A 17,133-nucleotide genomic window follows, 5' to 3' on the forward strand; every position below is an offset into this window, starting at 1 on the left:
ACTGTGCCTAAAGATTCACAATATAAGCATCACGAATTCCAGGAATTTTTAGAATTTCCTCCAACAAACCCTCAGGCAGTGGATCATCCAAGCTAAGAACCATCACCGCATTGCCGCGCACCATCTTGCGTCCCACCTGCATACTGGCAATGTTGACATTAAAGCTCCCTAACTGGGTGCCAATCTTACCAATAATGCCGGGCATATCGCGGTGTAGCGTCAGCAACATATAACGGGTTGGCGCCACACTAATGGGAAAGTCATCAATACTGGTGATGCGCAATTCCCTGTGAGCCAGCAACGCACCAGACACCGAGCGGGTTTCCGAGGGGCTTTTAGCAATCAACGCTAGGGAGCCCGCATAATCCCGTTGCGATTCATCGCGGGTTTCGACAACGCGAATTCCCCGTTCTTTGGCCTCTAACCCAGCATTTACATAGTTGACCCGCTCCCGCAGCGCTGGCGAGAGTAGCCCCTTCAAAGCGGCAATCACAATCGGTTGACTGTCATTGGTGGCCAATTCCCCTTGCAAACGGACTTCCAGAGACTCGACCCGACCGCCCGCCAATTGCCCCACAAGATTACCCAAGGTTTCTGCCAACTGCATGTAGGGCGCCAGTTTCTCAAGAACCTCCGGACGCAGACCCGGAATATTTACCGCCGATCGCGCCGGCAACCCTAGGAGCACATCCCGAATCTGTTCGGCAACGTCAATGGCCACATTTACCTGTGCTTCTTCCGTGGAAGCCCCCAAGTGGGGAGTCAAGATGGCTTCCATCCCCAAGGCACGCAGCGGAGACTCCGCCTCAAGGGGTTCAGTTTCAAAGACATCGAGGGCAGCTCCCGCCAACTTACCTGTCTTGAGCGCCTCCACAAGCGCTGCCTCATCAATAATGCCCCCCCGCGCACAGTTAATGATGCGGGCTGTGGGCTTCATCTTGGCAATGGTTTTGGCGTTAATCAGATGCTGGGTTTCCGGAGTTTTTGGCAGGTGCAGTGTAATAAAGTCGGATTCAGCAAAGAGAACATCCAACTCCACGAGGCGGCAGCCCAGTTGTTCGGCGCGTTCCGTAGATAGATAGGGATCGTAAGCAAGAAGCTTCATGCCCATAGCACGGGCAACGGTGGCCACGTGGGAGCCGATTTTTCCTAGGCCAATAATGCCCAAGGTTTTCTTATAAATCTCTACGCCCGTAAAGCGTTTGCGATCCCATTGACCTGCTTTCACCGCAGCATTCGCATCCGGAATATGCCGAGCAAGGGAAAGCATCATCGCCAAGGTGTGCTCCGCAGCAGCAATGGTGTTGCCCTCTGGGGAGTTGACCACCATGATCCCTTTACGGGTGGCCGCAGGCACATCGATGTTATCTACACCAACCCCCGCCCGGCCAATAATCTTCAGTTGGTTGGCGGCCTCAATGACCGCCTTTGTGACCTTGGTTCCCGATCGAATCATCAGGGCATCGTACTCGGGAATGATTTTGATCAGTTCTGCCTCTGAGAGGCCAAGTTTGACATCGACTTGTGCCACTTGGGCAAGTAAATCAAGCCCCACCTGTTCAATGGGATCGGAAACCAGCACTTTGGGCATAGGTAAACACTAGGTATAATGCCAAGTTAGGCATTCTATCACATTTTATTTCGCTAAGGGTAGGGGTAGAATGCGTTTCAGCAAAACTCCTGCGAGAGGGGGGCGATCGTTCCTCCCTTCCTGTTTTTCTTGGTTGCGCTCAGATTAGAATGGCTCACCCAGAAAGAGTTGCGACAGCAGTAGAACCACACCCGCTGCTGCAGCAATCTCTACACCGGCTGCAACTGTGCGCGCCCACTGCTTATCATCCTCTTTTTCTTTGATGGCCAAGAGCAGGAAAAACTGATCTTCATCACTTAAATTTTGAACAAAGGATTCTGAAAGCATTTCCAAGGGTAGAGTTTTGAAATAGTCAATGTGACGATGAATGTAACTAGATTGCTCCTGTAATCGTCGTTCTTTTTTCTGCGCAGCAGCGGCCTTTGCTGCTTCGGTTTCCTTATCGTTAATCTTGAGGCCGTGGCAAGCTAGCTTTTGCCGCTGTTGTTGGTCAATAGCATTGATTGATTGCTGATACTGCCGTTGAATGGTCTGCCGCTCTGTCTCCAGTTTCCGAGCTACGGCTTCCATACGAGCGGGATCGAAAATGGAGCGGGCAGTTCTAACATCTGTTGCTGGTTGGGTAGGTGGGGGCGGGCGATCGCCCTGCTCCATGAGGTAGGCATAGGCTTCGTTGATTTGCTTGAAGTGCTCCTCGACGATTTGCCGCGCCTTTTTGGGGGTCTCAGGAGGCAGTTTATCAGGGTGGCACTCTTGGCAGAGGCGGCGATAGGCTGCTTTGATCTGCTCTTTGGAAGCACCCGGCTGCAAGCCAAGAATGTCGTAGTAGTCGGTCATGGTTTCTTAGGTATTTATTCAAGGAAATAGTTGCAAACATCCTCCAGACGTATTCAAGTGGTTCAGAAACTTGAGTCGTGGATTTTGGGTGACCCCAAAAATCGTAATAACTTGATAGTTCCCTAAGTCAGCCACCCAAACTGGCGAGGGTTTGCCAGTGGAACCACAGAGGTTTTTGTCGTAGTTACCATTCACCTTAAGGCTAGGGTCATGAAGAAGGGCAAGGCCGTAGGGCTTTTCTTCTTTGGGATCACCACTGCAAACGACGATACGGCAGTTTCGATCAATTGCTTCTGCCCACTGCCCAGGGGTGACGGTGCCAACGGATAATAGTTGAGTCGGGTTGATTGAGCAATTACCAAGCTGCCCTAAAGCTGTGTAAAAGTTTTGAAGTCGCTGTTGAAAAATTTTTTTGAATTCCTTGGCACTGCTGGGGAGTTCCCAAAAGGGATCATCGTTTTCAGGAATCAGATTAGAACCACGCCACCAGGGTGCTTGGTTACGGGTTTTACGAGAGTAGCAAGGGCGACGTGCCCCTTGACCAATGCCACCCAAGTGAAACATGAGCCACGTCAGGTTTCTTGCCAACTCTGCTAGGGTTTTTTGGTGGGCATCAGGAACTTCAGAAGAAAAGTCTAATACCAGTGTCCCCTGTTCTTTTCCACAGGGATCGTTTTTACCTTGCTGATTAGGGCGTGCCTCAGGTTGGGTTACCTCCCCATTAATCACCCGTACCCGCAGGTAGCCATGTTTGGGTTGCGGCTGAATTGCGCCAAAAATCACTCCTTCAAGGCGTTGGACTTCTGCTGTGGGCAACACCCCCCGCGCAAAGGCACGAAACCAGTATCGCAGCAGGGACTTAAAGGCTGTGGCTCGCACCTCGGCCTCTGGTTGCCCGCGCATTTGCCACGCTTGATTTCTAGCGTTCCATTGCCATGACGTAGACGTACACTTTTGGCAACCGTGGATGAGTTGGCCTTGAACGGTAAAATCAACGCTAAAGAAACCACGCCCCACCTGTTTTAGGGATTCGACTAAAACCCCATAGCCTGCATTCACTTGCGAACCAATTCCTTGGGTCAGGCCGCGAATCAACCAGTTCTTGACCTGTTTAAGCATTTGAGGAGAGCAATGATTGGTAGGTTTAATACCAATAAGAAATGAAGCTTCTCGCAGGGAAAAGAACACGTTTGGGTTGGCAGCATACTTGAGGTTGCCATTATTCCATGACCAGAGATTATTGGCCATGTCCACTGCTAGTCCCCCGTTCTCTTTTTCAGGCAAGGGGTAGGCATCGAGGAAAATAATTTTGCCAGCTTTTTCGCTAGAGTCCCTGCTGTCGGGATAACCAAAGTAACGCTGGCCGACGAGTTTGTCTGCTTCAGCCCAAGGTACACCTTCGTTTGCCATCACCTCCCGAATGGCTTGGGCACGAGCAACACCTCGTAAGGTACTGGAGGGAATATAGGGAATGCCTAGATTATCAAAGGCAGGCAGAAGGATACTTTCAGGACCACGGTGGCCACCAACACGGATGCGCCATGGGCAGGTGACTTTAAAACAATTGCCTTTGCCGGCAATTTGGCGAGTGCGCTCTGTTAAAACCTGCAAACGTTGGCTGTAGTTACCCTGCTCTGCCATTGTCACTAGTTCCACTTTCGTACCATCTTTGGCGGGGCTATCGGGCGATCGCATCCAGCGCAGATACTCGACAAACCCTGCAGTTTGATCGGGCTTGGGATTTGGATCAAGGGGATGTTCGAGCCATGGGGAAGGACGGGGTGGAGTGTTCCCGCCCTTTTGGGAACCACCACTATTGCCTCTGCCACCTTTACCACTACTGCCATGGCCAGCGTTTCCTGAGTTGGGGCGCTGTGTTGCTTTATGCGTTTGAGGTCGCTGTAATGCAGGGTTATTTGTCATGTTGTACTCCTCCTAGTCTGCATTGCCGATATCAACGTACAGGGCAGTTGTCCAGAAGCTAAATTCACGGGCAATTTGTAACCCTAAGCCGGTTAAGCCAAGGTAGGATTCTGTGTCAAGGTTCTTGAGGGTCTCCAAGCCTTTGTCATCCGCCAAATTCTTAACATGCGCTGTTTCTTCAAGGGCACGGAAAAAGGCTTTGACAACCTCCTTCTTCCCCTCTTGACTGAGAGCAGCTTCTTCCGCTTTTAGGCGCATCAGTCCCCAAGTGGCCAAGTAGGTGTAGAGTTCAACGGCTTGGCTTTTTTGCTCCCGCAGCCGAGTGTCGTCTTTTGTGTCATTCCGCAGTTGACTCAAGGCTTCATAGACTGGCTGTGCCATTGTGCGTGGATCAAAGGCCATAACTAACTCCCAAGAGTAACAAGTTGGACAAAGCCGCGACCAAGGCTTTCTTGACCACCAATTTGGAGAATTGGGTGGCTATCGAAAACATCCCGCAGATCGCTTTCCACTTTTTCTGCAGCGCCATTGAGTTGGGCAACCGTCCCCCACGGGAAGTACATCAATGTATCGGGGGGAATGGCTTCCTCGTAGCGAAAACCGCCTTCAACGGTTTTGTGTTGATCGAGTTTCACCTTCACCTGTCGCCACAGGCTGGTTTCAATGAGGGTTTTGCAGTGCTGATCGGGCAGAACCAAGACCTGTTGAATTTGGGTTTGCTCGCGGATCGGAATCCACTCTTGCCATTTCTCCCAAAGTTTGAGCTGATCGCCTTTGAGAATCGCGTCCTTGAGATAAACAGGTTTCTTGTTACCTAAATTGGTGCTGTAGGCAGCGACTGTTTCTAAGGACTGACCAGTGAGGCGTTGCCAACGATGCAGCAGCATGGGGCAGCTAATCCAGATCACGCCATGGCTGAGGGAGGGAACCGGTACCCACAGGAGTGAACCATCGCCGACCCACACTTGCCCTTGGGTAAGGTTGGTGTTTTCGCCGCCCATGACATCTTCAATGGTGTTGCCCCAAAGGCGGTTGCGGTTTTTGTGGGGGGTACTGGCACGCAAGCGACCCCGAATCGTGCTGGAGGGAATGTAGGGCAACTCTGTGTGGGACTCCCGCGCAATGCCGAGAAGGTTGCCCTCTTGGGTGGTGCCACCCGTGTGCAGGGGGGAGAGAAGGTAGAGGTAGGCAAGGTTAAACATTGTTGATCATCCAGTCTCTTTGAGGTCAACGTGTATCGGTGCTCACCTATTTATCCATTCGTATTCGGGTGGTTATGCAGTGCCCCAGAGCAATTGGCCGTAGTGAAGTTTTTCAAACGTGGTGCGAGCTTTGGGGGCTACACCGCCGAGGAGTTGTTGGGGCTGGGGAGAGGGAGGCTGAGCAAAGCGATAGATAGTTCCCGGCCTGACATAGGCACGCTGTGCGGAATAGCCCAATTGGAGCTGCCCGTTGCGACGGGTGAAGGTACTGAGGCCACCGGCTAGGAGGGGGCGATCGCCCACCACACCAATCAGATGCTCTTGCCAATCATGGGGATACAGTCCATAAACAGGTACGTCAGCCACCACGGGCGCCAAGCCGGGAGTCAGTACATAGGCTAGGGTTTCTTGACCGGTGCCCTGAAACCGCTCTAGGTCTGCAAAGAGATGTTTCTTTAGGGCATGCACCTGGGCCTGATGCCCCTCCCCCCCAATGCGCACGACTCCCTCTCGATTGGCAACACTGATGCCGGCCACAAAGCCCCAGCCCGGATGCAATCGGTTGGCCACCTCGGTAAAGTAGCCAGCCTCCTCTTCCACTGTGCGACTCGTCGTTTGCATTTTGATGTGGGGGAGGACTTGGGTTGACCACGGCAAATCATGGAAGTGCTCTTTGGCGTTGAGCTGATCCAGCTTTCCTTGGAGATAGAGGACAAGAGCATCCAAGCGCATCAGGGGAGCCGGTCGGCCTTGGGTTTGCTCATTCTCCCTGAGGGTCGGTTCCACAATAGGGCGTAACTTTCCCGGCAACGGATGGCGGACATCTTTCCAAGCAGGGTCGTCGGTGGCAGCGGGTTGAGTGCGGGCAAAGCCCTTGACTTTACTGAGGTCGGCACGATCGTTGATGTCGGCTTCCTCGTTGCTTTTGTTGCCAATGCATACCAAATCCTTGGGCGTGTCTACCCAGACTTGGTTTTTGGCATCAATGAGGAAAGGCCCAAGAAACTCCAGATTTTGTGTGTAGGGATCACACAGGGAGCGTAAGGCTTGAAAGACCGTAATCGGCAAGGGCGGAAAGAGACTTTTTGCCCAAGAGCCTTCTCCAGGTTGAAAGGGTCGGGAGTCACGAAAAAGGAGGACATCTAGGGGATCTAGACGATACCAACTTAATTCAGTCATGATAATCAACCTCATGTGTCTTTCGTTATCCTTGAAGCAGAATAGTTTTGCCCAAATGAGTTTTAGAACCCTCTGCTTTCATCGATGCCATCCTGATTACTCCCTGGGGGTACAAACCGTTTATCAATGAAGAAGGCCATGAGCCGCAACAGGTTGAGCAGGTCTTGCAGATCTGTTCCTAGCTGACCTTCATGCTGGAGCGCCCAGTCTTCCCATTGATTGCAACACTGACAAAGCTGCTCAATCAGTTCTGAAGGGATGTCTTTTTCACGGCGATTGGCAATGCTGGCGATCGCCTTCTCAATGACCCGCTCTTTGGTCAACCAACAGTGTTGGGGCAACTCTGTCACGAGTCGGTACAGCAGCGGACTCACCTCTTCATTTGCTTGCTCAAGTAATCTGCCCCAGGCCGCTAGCAGTTCACCTTTCAACACTGCTTCGAGGACATTGCCGGAGCCGTAGAGCACCCGGAAACAGAGGCCATCTTTGCCGGGGAGTTTTTTCGCCCGTTCCTTTTCGGCTTGCCAGAGGTTTTCTAGAACCGTGGGCAGAGGAACACTCCTGTAGGCAATGACCACACCCATACTCATTGTTGCCCCTTTGCCCATCGTAAACAGGCGACGCATGCCCAAGACCTCAGCCGCTGTACTGTCCTGAACGGTTTGCCAGTAGTCCCCGTGGGGTTCAAACTCCCCGGCTGGATCCGTACCGCCGCACCATGCTTGGCGTAGGAGATGAATCACCGAGAGGGCATCCTCCAGAGGCAAGACGGCCATGACATCATCGCCACCGCTATAGACCACACGGCCACAGTGACGTTGCTCCACCAAGTAGGGCACCAGACGATTCGAGAAATCTAGCAGGGCACGGTTAAGTCCCACATGGGTGGCAGGTCCCATGCGTTTGGGGGTCTGATTAATCAATGTTTTCCAAGGTTGCAAGTTAGGATTCTGATTGATCTGGCTCGCAATATTAGTGGCAAGATACTCACGGTATTTCTCCAATTTATGGCCGCGCACATAGTTGCCCATACCATCGCCATCGGCCAAGAGGATACACCACCAGTCAGCAGGGGAGCGATCGCCCCAACCCACTCGTTTTTGTGTCTGATTCACCGCCCTCCGAAGTTCGGCCAACTCCTGTTTACTGTCAAGACCTAAGGCTTCTGCCAACCACTTGGCCGAGAACATCACACCGTTGTAATCCCTTAAATTGGTATCTACTTGGGGAATCTGGGTTGGGCGGCGAGTGGTGCTGTTAAAGCGATCGCGATAGGGCTGTAAATCCAGATCGGCAGTAAATTCATGGTTCAATTCTCGCCAATACCGCTTGACCTGACCGGGATACTTCACCATAATGCGAGCGGCAGCGATACTGCTGGCATTGGGAAAGCGCACCAAGTTTTCATAGTCCTCCTCAGGGCACGCAACCCCCAAGAACTCAGCGACACCGCCATGCTTCCACGCCATTCGCTTGGTGACCTCAATCGCATTCAAGCGCTCACTACCATTAAATAGCCCCGGAAAGGCTTGGCTCATCACATACCAAAACAGGCGCAGGGAACTCGCCGGCAGGCCATGCCCCTCGCGAAAGGGATCGCGGTACAGCAAATTCGGGTGCAGGGCACTGTAGGCCCCAGAAATCGAGGAGCGCTCACCCGGTGAAGCGGGAAACTGCCAGTTGCGAGTGTTTTTGACAGCGGAGAGAGCCGCACCAAGGCGTTGTTGCAGCAATGGCCACCATGTACCCACGTTAATCGTGGCATACACGTTTTCCTCAACCTGAGTGGGCAGGGGAGCCTCGGCTTTTGCTAACGTGGTTTGGGCGGTTTTCCAAGTTGGGTAGGTGGATGCTCCACGCTGGCAGGTTAGAGGTTGGGTTGGCTCCCCAAGGGGCAGAGCGATCCAGTAGCTTTCCCAAAAATTCTCTAATTGGGCTTGCCAAAGGGCATTCCACTCCCAGCGTCCTCCCTGCTGCCAACTGAGAAACTCTTTCTTTAGCTCCTCTTGCTCTGCCGCAGGAAACTGTGTATCAATCCACGCTTCAATGTGAGCAATCCAGTGACAATCTTCATAGCCACTCCGTACCTTGGTTTTGATGGCTTCGCGCACATTTTTGCCAAGGTTGAGCCATGTTTCCCGCAAATGGTCTTGAAGCTCTTTGCCAATCATGTCTTTGTCTTGTTCAGGAATGAGTGCCGTAATCACGTTGGGAAAACCCGCTGTCACCAAGCTGGAGGACGGCTGCCCTTGTGCCTCAACTGGTTTGGGGATACCAAATTCCTCAAAGTAGGGTTCAAAGTCTGGGTATTTTTGCAGCAGAAACGCATCAATGATCGTTTGGTTGTAGAGATTGGGGGTAATCACAACATCAGGGCCATAGCGTTCGGCAAGGAACCAGCAGGCCTTGGCACTTAGGTAATGGAGTAGATAGGAGCCTGACCAAAAGTCCAGCAGCTTGCGTGAAGATTTAATGAATTCCTGCACGGGGGAAAAGGAAAACATCAACAGCCATGGGTGCTGCGGTTTATCCCCATTGCTGGCGTTTCGGGGAAAGAGGGTGCCGGCAAGGGCAGCGGTAATCGAGGTGTGGGCTTCGAGGGGGCAGTCGGGAATGCGTGTGTCTGAGGGTAACAGCAAGATATCTTTGGCATACACCGCTTGACCTTTGATGCCGCGATCGCCAGCAATGGCTTCGCCATAAAATCGCCAAAACCACCAGAAGACCTTTTCAGCATCGGTTTCTTGGCGAATCTCGCTCCAGATGGACTGCGCCTCAATATCAGCTAAATTCTCATCGCTGAGACTCCCTGCAAAGGCAAAGTTCAAATTACTTTTGGCACCAGTAATCGGGTGGCGAATTTCCACTTGGGTGATATTTGCAGTGGTTGTTGGGGGGGTGCTCATGCCGCGCTGAAAGCTCAGGCGATCGCTGGCCGAGGCAATATGGTCTGCCGTAACACCGCCGTGATGATTCCACCAATTTTGCAAATCCTGGGCATGTTGATTCAGGCAAGACACCTGTTGCCATGGGCCTTTGAGAGCTTTGTTGCGGTACAACGCCTTGAGGTAGGGGTCGTGGAGGAGGGCAAAGAGTTTGCGTTCGTAGTACATAGATGGCCTTCCTAGAACAATTGACTCCACTGCGAACACCTAGCAATGCGCCTTGGGCGATCGCAGCTAATGTTTTATCCAGTGTCGTGAGTTGGGATATGCAGTGGAAGCAAAATAAAAATTCTTTTGTAATATTTAACAGTTTTTTGTACTAGCTATAAGAATTGAAACATTTGGGTCTTGCTTCCGAGAGATCTGCCAAGTTGCCTCCAACCCTGATGCTTTCGTTGAATCCCTTAGCGTTTCTCAGGAAGCGGGTTTGAGCATTTTCTAGTATTTCAGAGGCAAATGAGAATCCCTACCTAGGGGCGGGGCATTCAGAAGCTCCCCACTGGCCTCAAGCCCTGATTTTAAGGGGACTCACTGCAAACTAACCTAGAAGCGATCGCCCGCCTCAAGAACTTTTTCAAGTTCGTCTGCCACCTCAAGAACCACGCGGATACTGGTGTAAAGGGCTTCGGGGTCACAGTCAGCAGCAACCTTCGTACAAAATACAGCGATATACCTATTGTCAGCAAGGGGACGCAACTCCCAAGCGCCAATTTTCTTATTGGCATTTTCAATTAACAGATAATTGGCTATCTCTTGGTCAAGAAAGCCCTCGCAACTGTAGCCCACAGACCAGACATCCCGAATTTCATAGCTTCCTAGCTGCTGGGTTTTGGAGTCAATAAAGGCCTGTTGCGTTCGACCGTTAGATAGCTCAAAGACAACGCGGTAATCACCATCCTCATCCACTTGATAGCGGATTCCCAGGCGATCCAAAATGCGACTGACACGGACATCTGCTTCGACTCGCCGCTGACCAAACATCTTGAGATTCTCACTATAGGGGTGATTTGTGTAATTGATAATACAGGTTAACTGATCGAGTTTTGATTGCCACAGGAAGGGTTTCACGAATGTTCATATGTGCAGCAGGGACGCGGGCATGGTATTGTGGCTAAGTAGCTAAAAACTCCCACTTTCTGCGAGGGGGCTTGCTGACCCAAGTTAGCCAAAGGGATGCCATGTTGTCAAAGGGCTTTGAGGTTGAACTCTACACGGGTAAGCCCACGGGCGAGATTGTGGGACTGTCGGATCGCATTGTGAGGGACTTGCCGGGGTTTGTGCGCGAACCCGATAGTCGCAATGTTGAATTCACAACGCCCCCTGTCTATCTCTATGATCAAGCCTTCTGTGACCTGCTGCGCCCCCGCTTTCGGCTGCGCGCTTATTTGCAATCCCTAGGGGATTTAACCCTTGTCCCCGGTAGCACCCTGAGTCTAGGGGACAGTCAACGCTTTTATCGCTCTGACCCCCAGAACCCCTATCACACCTACATTGAGCAAACCTATGGTACAAGGGTTGTCACCGCTAGTGTCCACATCAACATTGGCCTGCGGGATCCAGAAGAGTTGATCCGTGCCTGTCGGCTAGTGCGGCTAGAGGCGTCCCTGTTTCTGGCTCTCAGTGCTGCGTCGCCGTTTCTCGATGGCAAGGTAACGGGCTATCACTCCACCCGTTGGGCAATCTTTCCGAAGACCCCACCCCAAGTGCCCCTATTTACCAGCCATGCCCACTTCATTGAGTGGACAGAGGCACAACTTCAACTGGGCACGATGCAAAATGTGCGGCACTTGTGGAGTTCTGTGCGCCCCAATGGCGATCGCCGACCCTACGATCTCAATCGTCTTGAATTGCGGATTTGTGACCTAGTTACGGATGCCATTGCCCTACTGGCAATTACGGCTCTCTTGGAAGCGCGACTCCTACAATTGCTCGACACCCCTGACCTTGACCCGCTCCGCTGGGGCGATGGCGAGATGCTGGCACAACTAGCCGATGAAAACGAGCAGATTGCTGCAAAAAACAGCCTAGAGGCCGTGCTGACCCATTGGCGCGATCGCCGGCAACTAACGGCAGCCGCTTGGATAGCCGAACTCTACGAAGAGGTTTGGCCGATCGCCAAAGCACAGGGCTTTAGCTGCTTTCTGGCACCGATTAAGAAAATCCTGCGCCAGGGAAACACCGCCCAGCAATGGCTGGCTCAATATGCAGCGGGGCAATCGATCCCTGAGATTATGGCCACCGCCGTACAGGAAATGGCCGCTAGCGAACAGGAATTTGCCGATCAACTCTGTCAACCAGTGGCGGCAGTGCGGGGCTAGGCATGGCGCATTTGTTCATTAGCACGGGGGAAGTCTCCGGAGATTTGCAGGGTGCCCTATTAGTCAAGGCACTCTATCGCTTGGCGGCAGAGCGGAGGATTCCCCTAGAAATTTCTGCCCTTGGGGGCGATCGCATGGCTGCTGCGGGAGCAAAGCTACTCTTTAACACCGGAGGAATTGGCTCCGTGGGGCTACTAGAAGCCCTGCCATTGATCAAGCCAACGATCGCGCTCCAACTCAAGGCTCGCCGCTATTTACGGCAGCATCCCCCTGATTTAGTGGTTTTAATTGACTACATTGGTGGCAATGTCGCCATGGGGCGGTTTATCCGCAAACATTTTTCTATTCCCATGGTTTACTACATCGCTCCCCAAGAGTGGGTCTGGTCCCATAGTTTGAAGGCCACTCGGCAAATTGTTGCCCTCAGCGATCGCCTGCTTGCCATTTTTCCAGAAGAAGCCACCTATTACCGCCGTCATGGTGCCAATGTCGTTTGGGTGGGACATCCCCTGTTGGATCGCATTGCTGCCGCTCCCAGTCGTGAAGTGGCACGCCAAAGTTTAGGCATTGCTGCCGATGAGCTGGCGATTGCCCTGTTGCCCTTGTCCCGCAAACAGGAAATCAAGTCCCTCTTGCCTCTAATTTTGGGGGCTGCCACAAATATCGCCAAAGCCTATCCCCATGCCCGCTTTTGGTTACCCCTTTCGCTGCGGCAGTATCGCCCAGCCATTGAAGCAGTTCTCAAGGAATATCCCATTCGCGTCACATTGGCGGAAGACTCCCTGCAAGTTCTAGCGGCCGCAGATCTGGCGATCGCCAAATCCGGCACGGTGAATTTAGAAACCGCGCTGTTGAATGTGCCTCAAGTCGTGATCTACCGCGTTCATCCCCTGAGTTTGTGGCTTTATCGGCGTTTCCTGAAGTTTGACCTCAAATTTGTCTCTCCCCCCAATTTACTCGTGAATAGAGACATCGTCCCCGAACTCCTGCAGGAACGAGCCACTGTTGCCAACATTACCGCTGCTGCCCTTGCGCTATTGGATCATCCTGAAAAACGCCTAGCCATGCAGGCAGGCTATGCCAAAATGCGAGCTGCGATGGGGACTCCCGGCGTGGTCGATCGCGCCGCCACAGAGATTTTAGATCTGCTGAGCAACAAAAAAGTGCAGGATCCGCTGTCCCACACTTAGGGAAGTCATGAACTCCTTTAGAGCTTTAGAGCGTTGCCAAGTTTAATGGGTTACTGCTGGGGTTTCATGGGGCGATTGCCCGGCCGCCGCTGCTGCATTTGGGCGGCCAAGGCTTGCCGTTGTTGCGGTGTGAGAATGCCCCGCATGGCCAGCATGCTTTCAAAGCGCAGGGAAGCCAGTTGATTTTCCAGTTGACGCACTTGCTGATACTTGCTGCGGATTTGATCCTCCGAGGCATTGCCACTCATCATCTGCCGCAGTTCTGTCTTGGCGGTGCGCAGTTGGTTGCGGGTTTGCTCCATTTGGCCTTGGTATTGTTGCTGCACGGCTTGTAAACGTTGCCGCTGTTCAGGTGTGAGGTTTAGATTGTCCAGATTGGCTCCCCAGCGAGGTCCGCCATAACCGGGGTCAGCGACGCTCGGGGGAGCGATCGCCAGTAGGGGGCTGAGGCTACCACATATAAGAAGCGTGGCTAAAGATTTTTTCAACATAGCTGTGTTCTCCTTTGTCAAAACTTAACTTGTCAAAACTCAACAAAGAGTAAAAGTAGGGTGGACAGAATTTAGTCGAAGATGGTGGGTTCTGCGTCCTGAAACATTGCTTGCCAATTGGTGGTGATGAAGATAGCCACTGCATCCGGGGACGTCTGCTTTGCCACTTGAGTTGAAGGTTTGAGGAACCACACACTGGTGGCGGTGGCGATCGCGCCAGCCCCCAAAAGAGACACGACTTGCCAGCGTCGCTTACTCAGTTGGTGTTGATGCAGAGCCGCTTGGACAATGCGCTGCTCCAAATGGGGGTGGGGGGGCGGGGGCGTCCCCGCATAGGTTTGTAAAAACTTAACCAAATTTGTATCCTCCACAGGTGGGGGTTCACGTTTCATAAAGTGATTCCAGCCTCCGTAAAGTAAGTCCGCAATGTGCCTCGGGCACGAAAGAGGCGGGATTTCACTGTACCCACAGGAATCCGCAGAATTTCAGCAATTTCCTTTTGGGGCAAGCCCTGCAGATCATGCAGGACCAAAACACTGCGGTACTCCAAGGGCAGGGTGGCTAAACCGCGCTGAACTAAATCTTCGTAATGCAATTGCCGTAGATCCAGTCCAGGGGTGAGTGGCTCACTTTGAGACAGGTATTGCTGATGTCGCGATTTGCGCGTTGCCAGTTGACGGCGATAGTCGCAAGCCACATTCCAGGCAATCCGATAGAGCCATGTTGAAAACTTTGCCTCATGTTTGAGACCTTTTAGCCCCTTCCATGCCCGCAAGAAAACCTCCTGCACCAAATCGTCAAGGGCAACCGCACCGCACAACTGAAACAGGAGCGATCGCACCCGTTGCTGATGCCGTTGATAGAGTTCCCGAAACCCATTTGGATGTCCGGAAAGGCACTGCTCAATAATCCGCCGATCGGGATCGATCACTTGGGGTCGGGTCACGATAGCCGTTGATGCCGTTGCCGCTGATAGGGGTAAAGATACACTCATGCGAGGTATCACTCCATTAACGTAATCATCTATTTAGACGGGGCATCGAAAAGAGCGGTTCAAGACCCTTGGCACCACGGTTCGCTAGAATTTGGTAAACAATTGCGGCTACTGGCTGGACTATACTAAACGTCGGATGCTCTGACAGGGAACTGATCGTGAATATCGCTGAAATTTTTAACCGTGGTGGCTTGGCCATGTGGCCACTACTGATTCTCTCGATCTTGACCTTAGGCACCATTTTTGAGCGGCTTTGGTTTTGGAGCATTGTTCTCCAAGGAGAGACGAAACTGGCCGAGCAGATTCTGGATGCCGCTCGCCACGATTGGCAAGAAGCCATTGAATTAGCAGCCAATGCCTGTGACCAACCGATTGGTCGCTTCCTTTATACCCCTTTACAATTGATTGACACCAACCCAGAAATCTTTCGCCTAGCCCTAGAAGCTGCGGCTGATGAGGAGCTGAGTGCCATGCGGCGGGGAGAAAAGGTCTTAGAGGCAACGATTACGATGGCACCTCTACTGGGTTTGTTGGGAACGGTGTTAGGTCTGATTAGTGCCCTCAGTTCTATTCGCTTGGGGGATATTGGCACACCGGCCACCATGGGCGTGGGTCTCGGGATTAGTGAGGCCTTGATTAGTACTGCCTCTGGTCTGGTGGTGGCGATCATTGCCCTTGCCTTTCAGCGGCTCTTTCAAGCGTTTCTCTTGCAGCAGGCACAAATTTTTCGCCGCACTGGCAATGAATTAGAACTCACCTATCGTCAAGCATGGCTAGAGCAGCGGATCAAAGGGGAACCTGAAAAAACATTGTTCTAACTCAAGCTATTTTTGCCCCTTTGACAGTTTTGAAGGAGAAAATCCTACGGGTAGGGGGAACCAAAATCGTTATAATCGCTGTTGAGATTTCATTAGCGAGGCATCATGCGCGTTTACGTGTTGCTCTACAACCCGGGGACTGAAAATGAGGGCATTCATTCTCTGCAACTGGGCGATCGCAACCTGATTCTGATGTTTGAAAGCGAAGACGATGCCAGTCGCTACGCCATGCTCCTAGAGGCACAGGATTTTCATCCCCCCAGCGTTGTCCCCATTGATGCCAAGGAAATCGAAGAATTCTGCGAATCCTCAGGCTACACCTGTCACTTGGTGCCCGAAGGATTTGTGCCGACAAACGATGCTGAGCGTCTCTTCTTGGCGCCTCCCGAACGCAATGTCGAAGAAACCGACTGGGAACTAGAAAATCGCGTGCCCCCCGCTGCTGAGAGTGAGTTCTCCGAAAGTGAACTGAATCAGTTGCGCCAACAATTTGAAAAGCTGCTGTAGATGGTGCGGGTCTGTGCCTGTCTAATTGTCAAAAATGAGGCAGCCCATTTGGCACGCTGTCTGGGCAGTGTTCAGCCTTGGGTAGATGAGATCGTTGTGGTAGATACCGGGTCAACGGATGAGACGATCGCGATCGCCCGCCAGTTTACAGAGCGCATCTTTACCTTCCCTTGGCAGGATGATTTTGCCGCTGCCCGCAATTACTCCCTAGAGCAGGCCACGGGCGATTGGATTTTGGTGATTGATGCTGATGAGGTGCTCGTGACCTTGCGGGAGCCACCTGTGCCCCTCGGACAACAACTGGAGGGCAGCACCCTCACTGCCTACCAACTCCTACGGCGGGAAATCGGCACGGGGCAGCAATTTTCTGACTTTGCCATTGTGCGACTCTTTCGCAACCTGCCGACGCTGCGCTATCAGGGACGCTTCCATGAGCAGTTGGTTTCGACAGCCGCAGAACCGCTGACCATTGGTACTCTGGAAACGCTGCGCATTGACCACTATGGCTATCAACCCGCACAAATTCAAGCCAAGATGCGCGATCGCAACATCCCGATTTTGGAACGTATCCGCGCCAGTGAAGGTCTGCCTTTGAATCTCCTTTTTGCCTTGGCGGATATGTACCACGCTGTGAATAACCCCACGGCTGCGGATGACTGCTACCAAGAACTTTTTGAGCGGCTCTTGCCCCATCTCCTCACCGGCCAACTGCCTGAGAATGCCCCTGGCGCCCTGCCCGAAATTCTGAATCAACTGGGGCGGCGTCTGCTGGCTATGGGGGATCACGAAACATTGCAACTCCTCTGTCAGCAAAGTCTGGTGTGGTTTCCCACCTATCCTCCCCTCAATGATTTGGCCGGGCGCTGGCTGATGGCTTTGGGATTCCCCTTGGGAGCAACGGCTTACTTTGAGTATTGCCTTGAACTGGGGCGCACCAATGGCTACAGTAAACAGATGATTTTTCCCTTGGGCTATGTGCGGGAGATTGCCGCCGAACAACTAGGGCGTGCCTATGAAACCTTGGGCGATCGCGAGCGGGCGGCGGCGGCCTTTGCCCAAGCAACAGCTTTTCGCCAAGAAAGGGGCAATCACCAATAGAAAATAAAAAAGTGCCGCTGTTAGCAACGGCACCGCAGTT

At 52.5% G+C, this 17,133-nt stretch carries 16 protein-coding genes; 5 read left to right on the top strand and 11 right to left on the bottom strand.

Features of this window, described 5'->3' with window-relative positions:
* Positions 1-7: 7 nt before the first annotated feature.
* The 8 genes from serA to QYC28_RS00490 all read right to left on the bottom strand — a co-directional run bounded on the left by serA (position 8) and on the right by QYC28_RS00490 (position 10,745).
* A complete protein-coding gene (gene serA / locus QYC28_RS00455) occupies positions 8-1,591 on the bottom strand; it encodes a phosphoglycerate dehydrogenase (protein ID WP_302679666.1) in 1,584 nt (527 codons plus the stop codon).
* Positions 1,592-1,735: 144 nt separating this feature from the next.
* Positions 1,736-2,428 carry a J domain-containing protein gene (locus QYC28_RS00460; protein WP_302679667.1) on the bottom strand — a complete coding sequence of 231 codons (693 nt, stop codon included), beginning with the start codon at positions 2,426-2,428 and terminating at the stop codon, positions 1,736-1,738.
* A gap of 18 nt (positions 2,429-2,446) precedes the next feature.
* Positions 2,447-4,351, bottom strand: a complete 1,905-nt coding sequence (locus tag QYC28_RS00465; protein ID WP_302679668.1) for an RAMP superfamily CRISPR-associated protein — start codon at positions 4,349-4,351, stop codon at positions 2,447-2,449.
* A 12-nt stretch (positions 4,352-4,363) separates the two neighbouring features.
* Positions 4,364-4,753 carry a hypothetical protein gene (locus tag QYC28_RS00470; RefSeq protein WP_302679669.1) on the bottom strand — a complete coding sequence of 130 codons (390 nt, stop codon included), beginning with the start codon at positions 4,751-4,753 and terminating at the stop codon, positions 4,364-4,366.
* 2 nt (positions 4,754-4,755) lie between these two features.
* Positions 4,756-5,553 carry a type III-B CRISPR module RAMP protein Cmr4 gene (cmr4, locus tag QYC28_RS00475; protein WP_302679670.1) on the bottom strand — a complete coding sequence of 266 codons (798 nt, stop codon included), beginning with the start codon at positions 5,551-5,553 and terminating at the stop codon, positions 4,756-4,758.
* A 72-nt stretch (positions 5,554-5,625) separates the two neighbouring features.
* Positions 5,626-6,732, bottom strand: coding sequence for a type III-B CRISPR module-associated Cmr3 family protein (locus QYC28_RS00480; protein WP_286626117.1), 1,107 nt, complete (start codon positions 6,730-6,732; stop codon positions 5,626-5,628).
* A 62-nt stretch (positions 6,733-6,794) separates the two neighbouring features.
* Positions 6,795-9,845, bottom strand: coding sequence for a type III-B CRISPR-associated protein Cas10/Cmr2 (gene cas10 / locus QYC28_RS00485; RefSeq protein ID WP_302679671.1), 3,051 nt, complete (start codon positions 9,843-9,845; stop codon positions 6,795-6,797).
* A 375-nt stretch (positions 9,846-10,220) separates the two neighbouring features.
* Positions 10,221-10,745, bottom strand: coding sequence for a hypothetical protein (locus QYC28_RS00490; protein ID WP_286668830.1), 525 nt, complete (start codon positions 10,743-10,745; stop codon positions 10,221-10,223).
* Between the two features lie 110 nt (positions 10,746-10,855).
* Here QYC28_RS00490 and gshA point away from each other — a divergent pair, with 110 nt between their 5' ends.
* Together gshA and lpxB are read left to right on the top strand one after the other, a co-directional pair.
* A complete protein-coding gene (gene gshA, locus QYC28_RS00495; RefSeq protein WP_302680049.1) occupies positions 10,856-11,995 on the top strand; it encodes a glutamate--cysteine ligase in 1,140 nt (379 codons plus the stop codon).
* Positions 11,996-11,997: 2 nt separating this feature from the next.
* Positions 11,998-13,185 carry a lipid-A-disaccharide synthase gene (lpxB, locus tag QYC28_RS00500; protein WP_302679673.1) on the top strand — a complete coding sequence of 396 codons (1,188 nt, stop codon included), beginning with the start codon at positions 11,998-12,000 and terminating at the stop codon, positions 13,183-13,185.
* 50 nt (positions 13,186-13,235) lie between these two features.
* Here lpxB and QYC28_RS00505 read toward each other — a convergent pair whose 3' ends face one another.
* From QYC28_RS00505 to QYC28_RS00515, 3 genes are all read right to left on the bottom strand, one after another.
* On the bottom strand, positions 13,236-13,676 hold the full coding sequence (locus QYC28_RS00505; protein ID WP_149817170.1) for a Spy/CpxP family protein refolding chaperone: 441 nt from the start codon (positions 13,674-13,676) through the stop codon (positions 13,236-13,238).
* A 71-nt stretch (positions 13,677-13,747) separates the two neighbouring features.
* The gene (locus QYC28_RS00510; RefSeq protein ID WP_302679674.1) at positions 13,748-14,068 is read right to left on the bottom strand and encodes a hypothetical protein; all 321 of its coding nucleotides are present in this window, start codon (positions 14,066-14,068) and stop codon (positions 13,748-13,750) included.
* Entirely contained in the window at positions 14,065-14,670 is a 606-nt protein-coding gene (locus tag QYC28_RS00515) for a sigma-70 family RNA polymerase sigma factor (protein ID WP_149817174.1), read from the bottom strand. The genes QYC28_RS00510 and QYC28_RS00515 overlap by 4 nt, the downstream gene beginning before the upstream one ends.
* Positions 14,671-14,828: 158 nt before the next feature.
* Between QYC28_RS00515 and QYC28_RS00520 the strand changes: the two genes are divergently transcribed.
* The 3 genes from QYC28_RS00520 to QYC28_RS00530 all read left to right on the top strand — a co-directional run bounded on the left by QYC28_RS00520 (position 14,829) and on the right by QYC28_RS00530 (position 17,093).
* Positions 14,829-15,488: a MotA/TolQ/ExbB proton channel family protein gene (locus QYC28_RS00520; protein WP_190278133.1), complete on the top strand. Its 660-nt coding sequence runs from the start codon at positions 14,829-14,831 to the stop codon at positions 15,486-15,488.
* Between the two features lie 105 nt (positions 15,489-15,593).
* Positions 15,594-15,995: a DUF3110 domain-containing protein gene (locus tag QYC28_RS00525; protein ID WP_149817176.1), complete on the top strand. Its 402-nt coding sequence runs from the start codon at positions 15,594-15,596 to the stop codon at positions 15,993-15,995.
* Positions 15,996-17,093 (top strand): glycosyltransferase family 2 protein, encoded by a 1,098-nt coding sequence (locus QYC28_RS00530; RefSeq protein ID WP_149817178.1) that lies wholly within the window; start codon positions 15,996-15,998, stop codon positions 17,091-17,093.
* The last annotated feature ends 40 nt before the right edge of the window (positions 17,094-17,133 follow it).

Source organism: Thermosynechococcus sp. HY596, assembly GCF_030518715.1.
Classification (GTDB): domain Bacteria; phylum Cyanobacteriota; class Cyanobacteriia; order Thermosynechococcales; family Thermosynechococcaceae; genus Thermosynechococcus.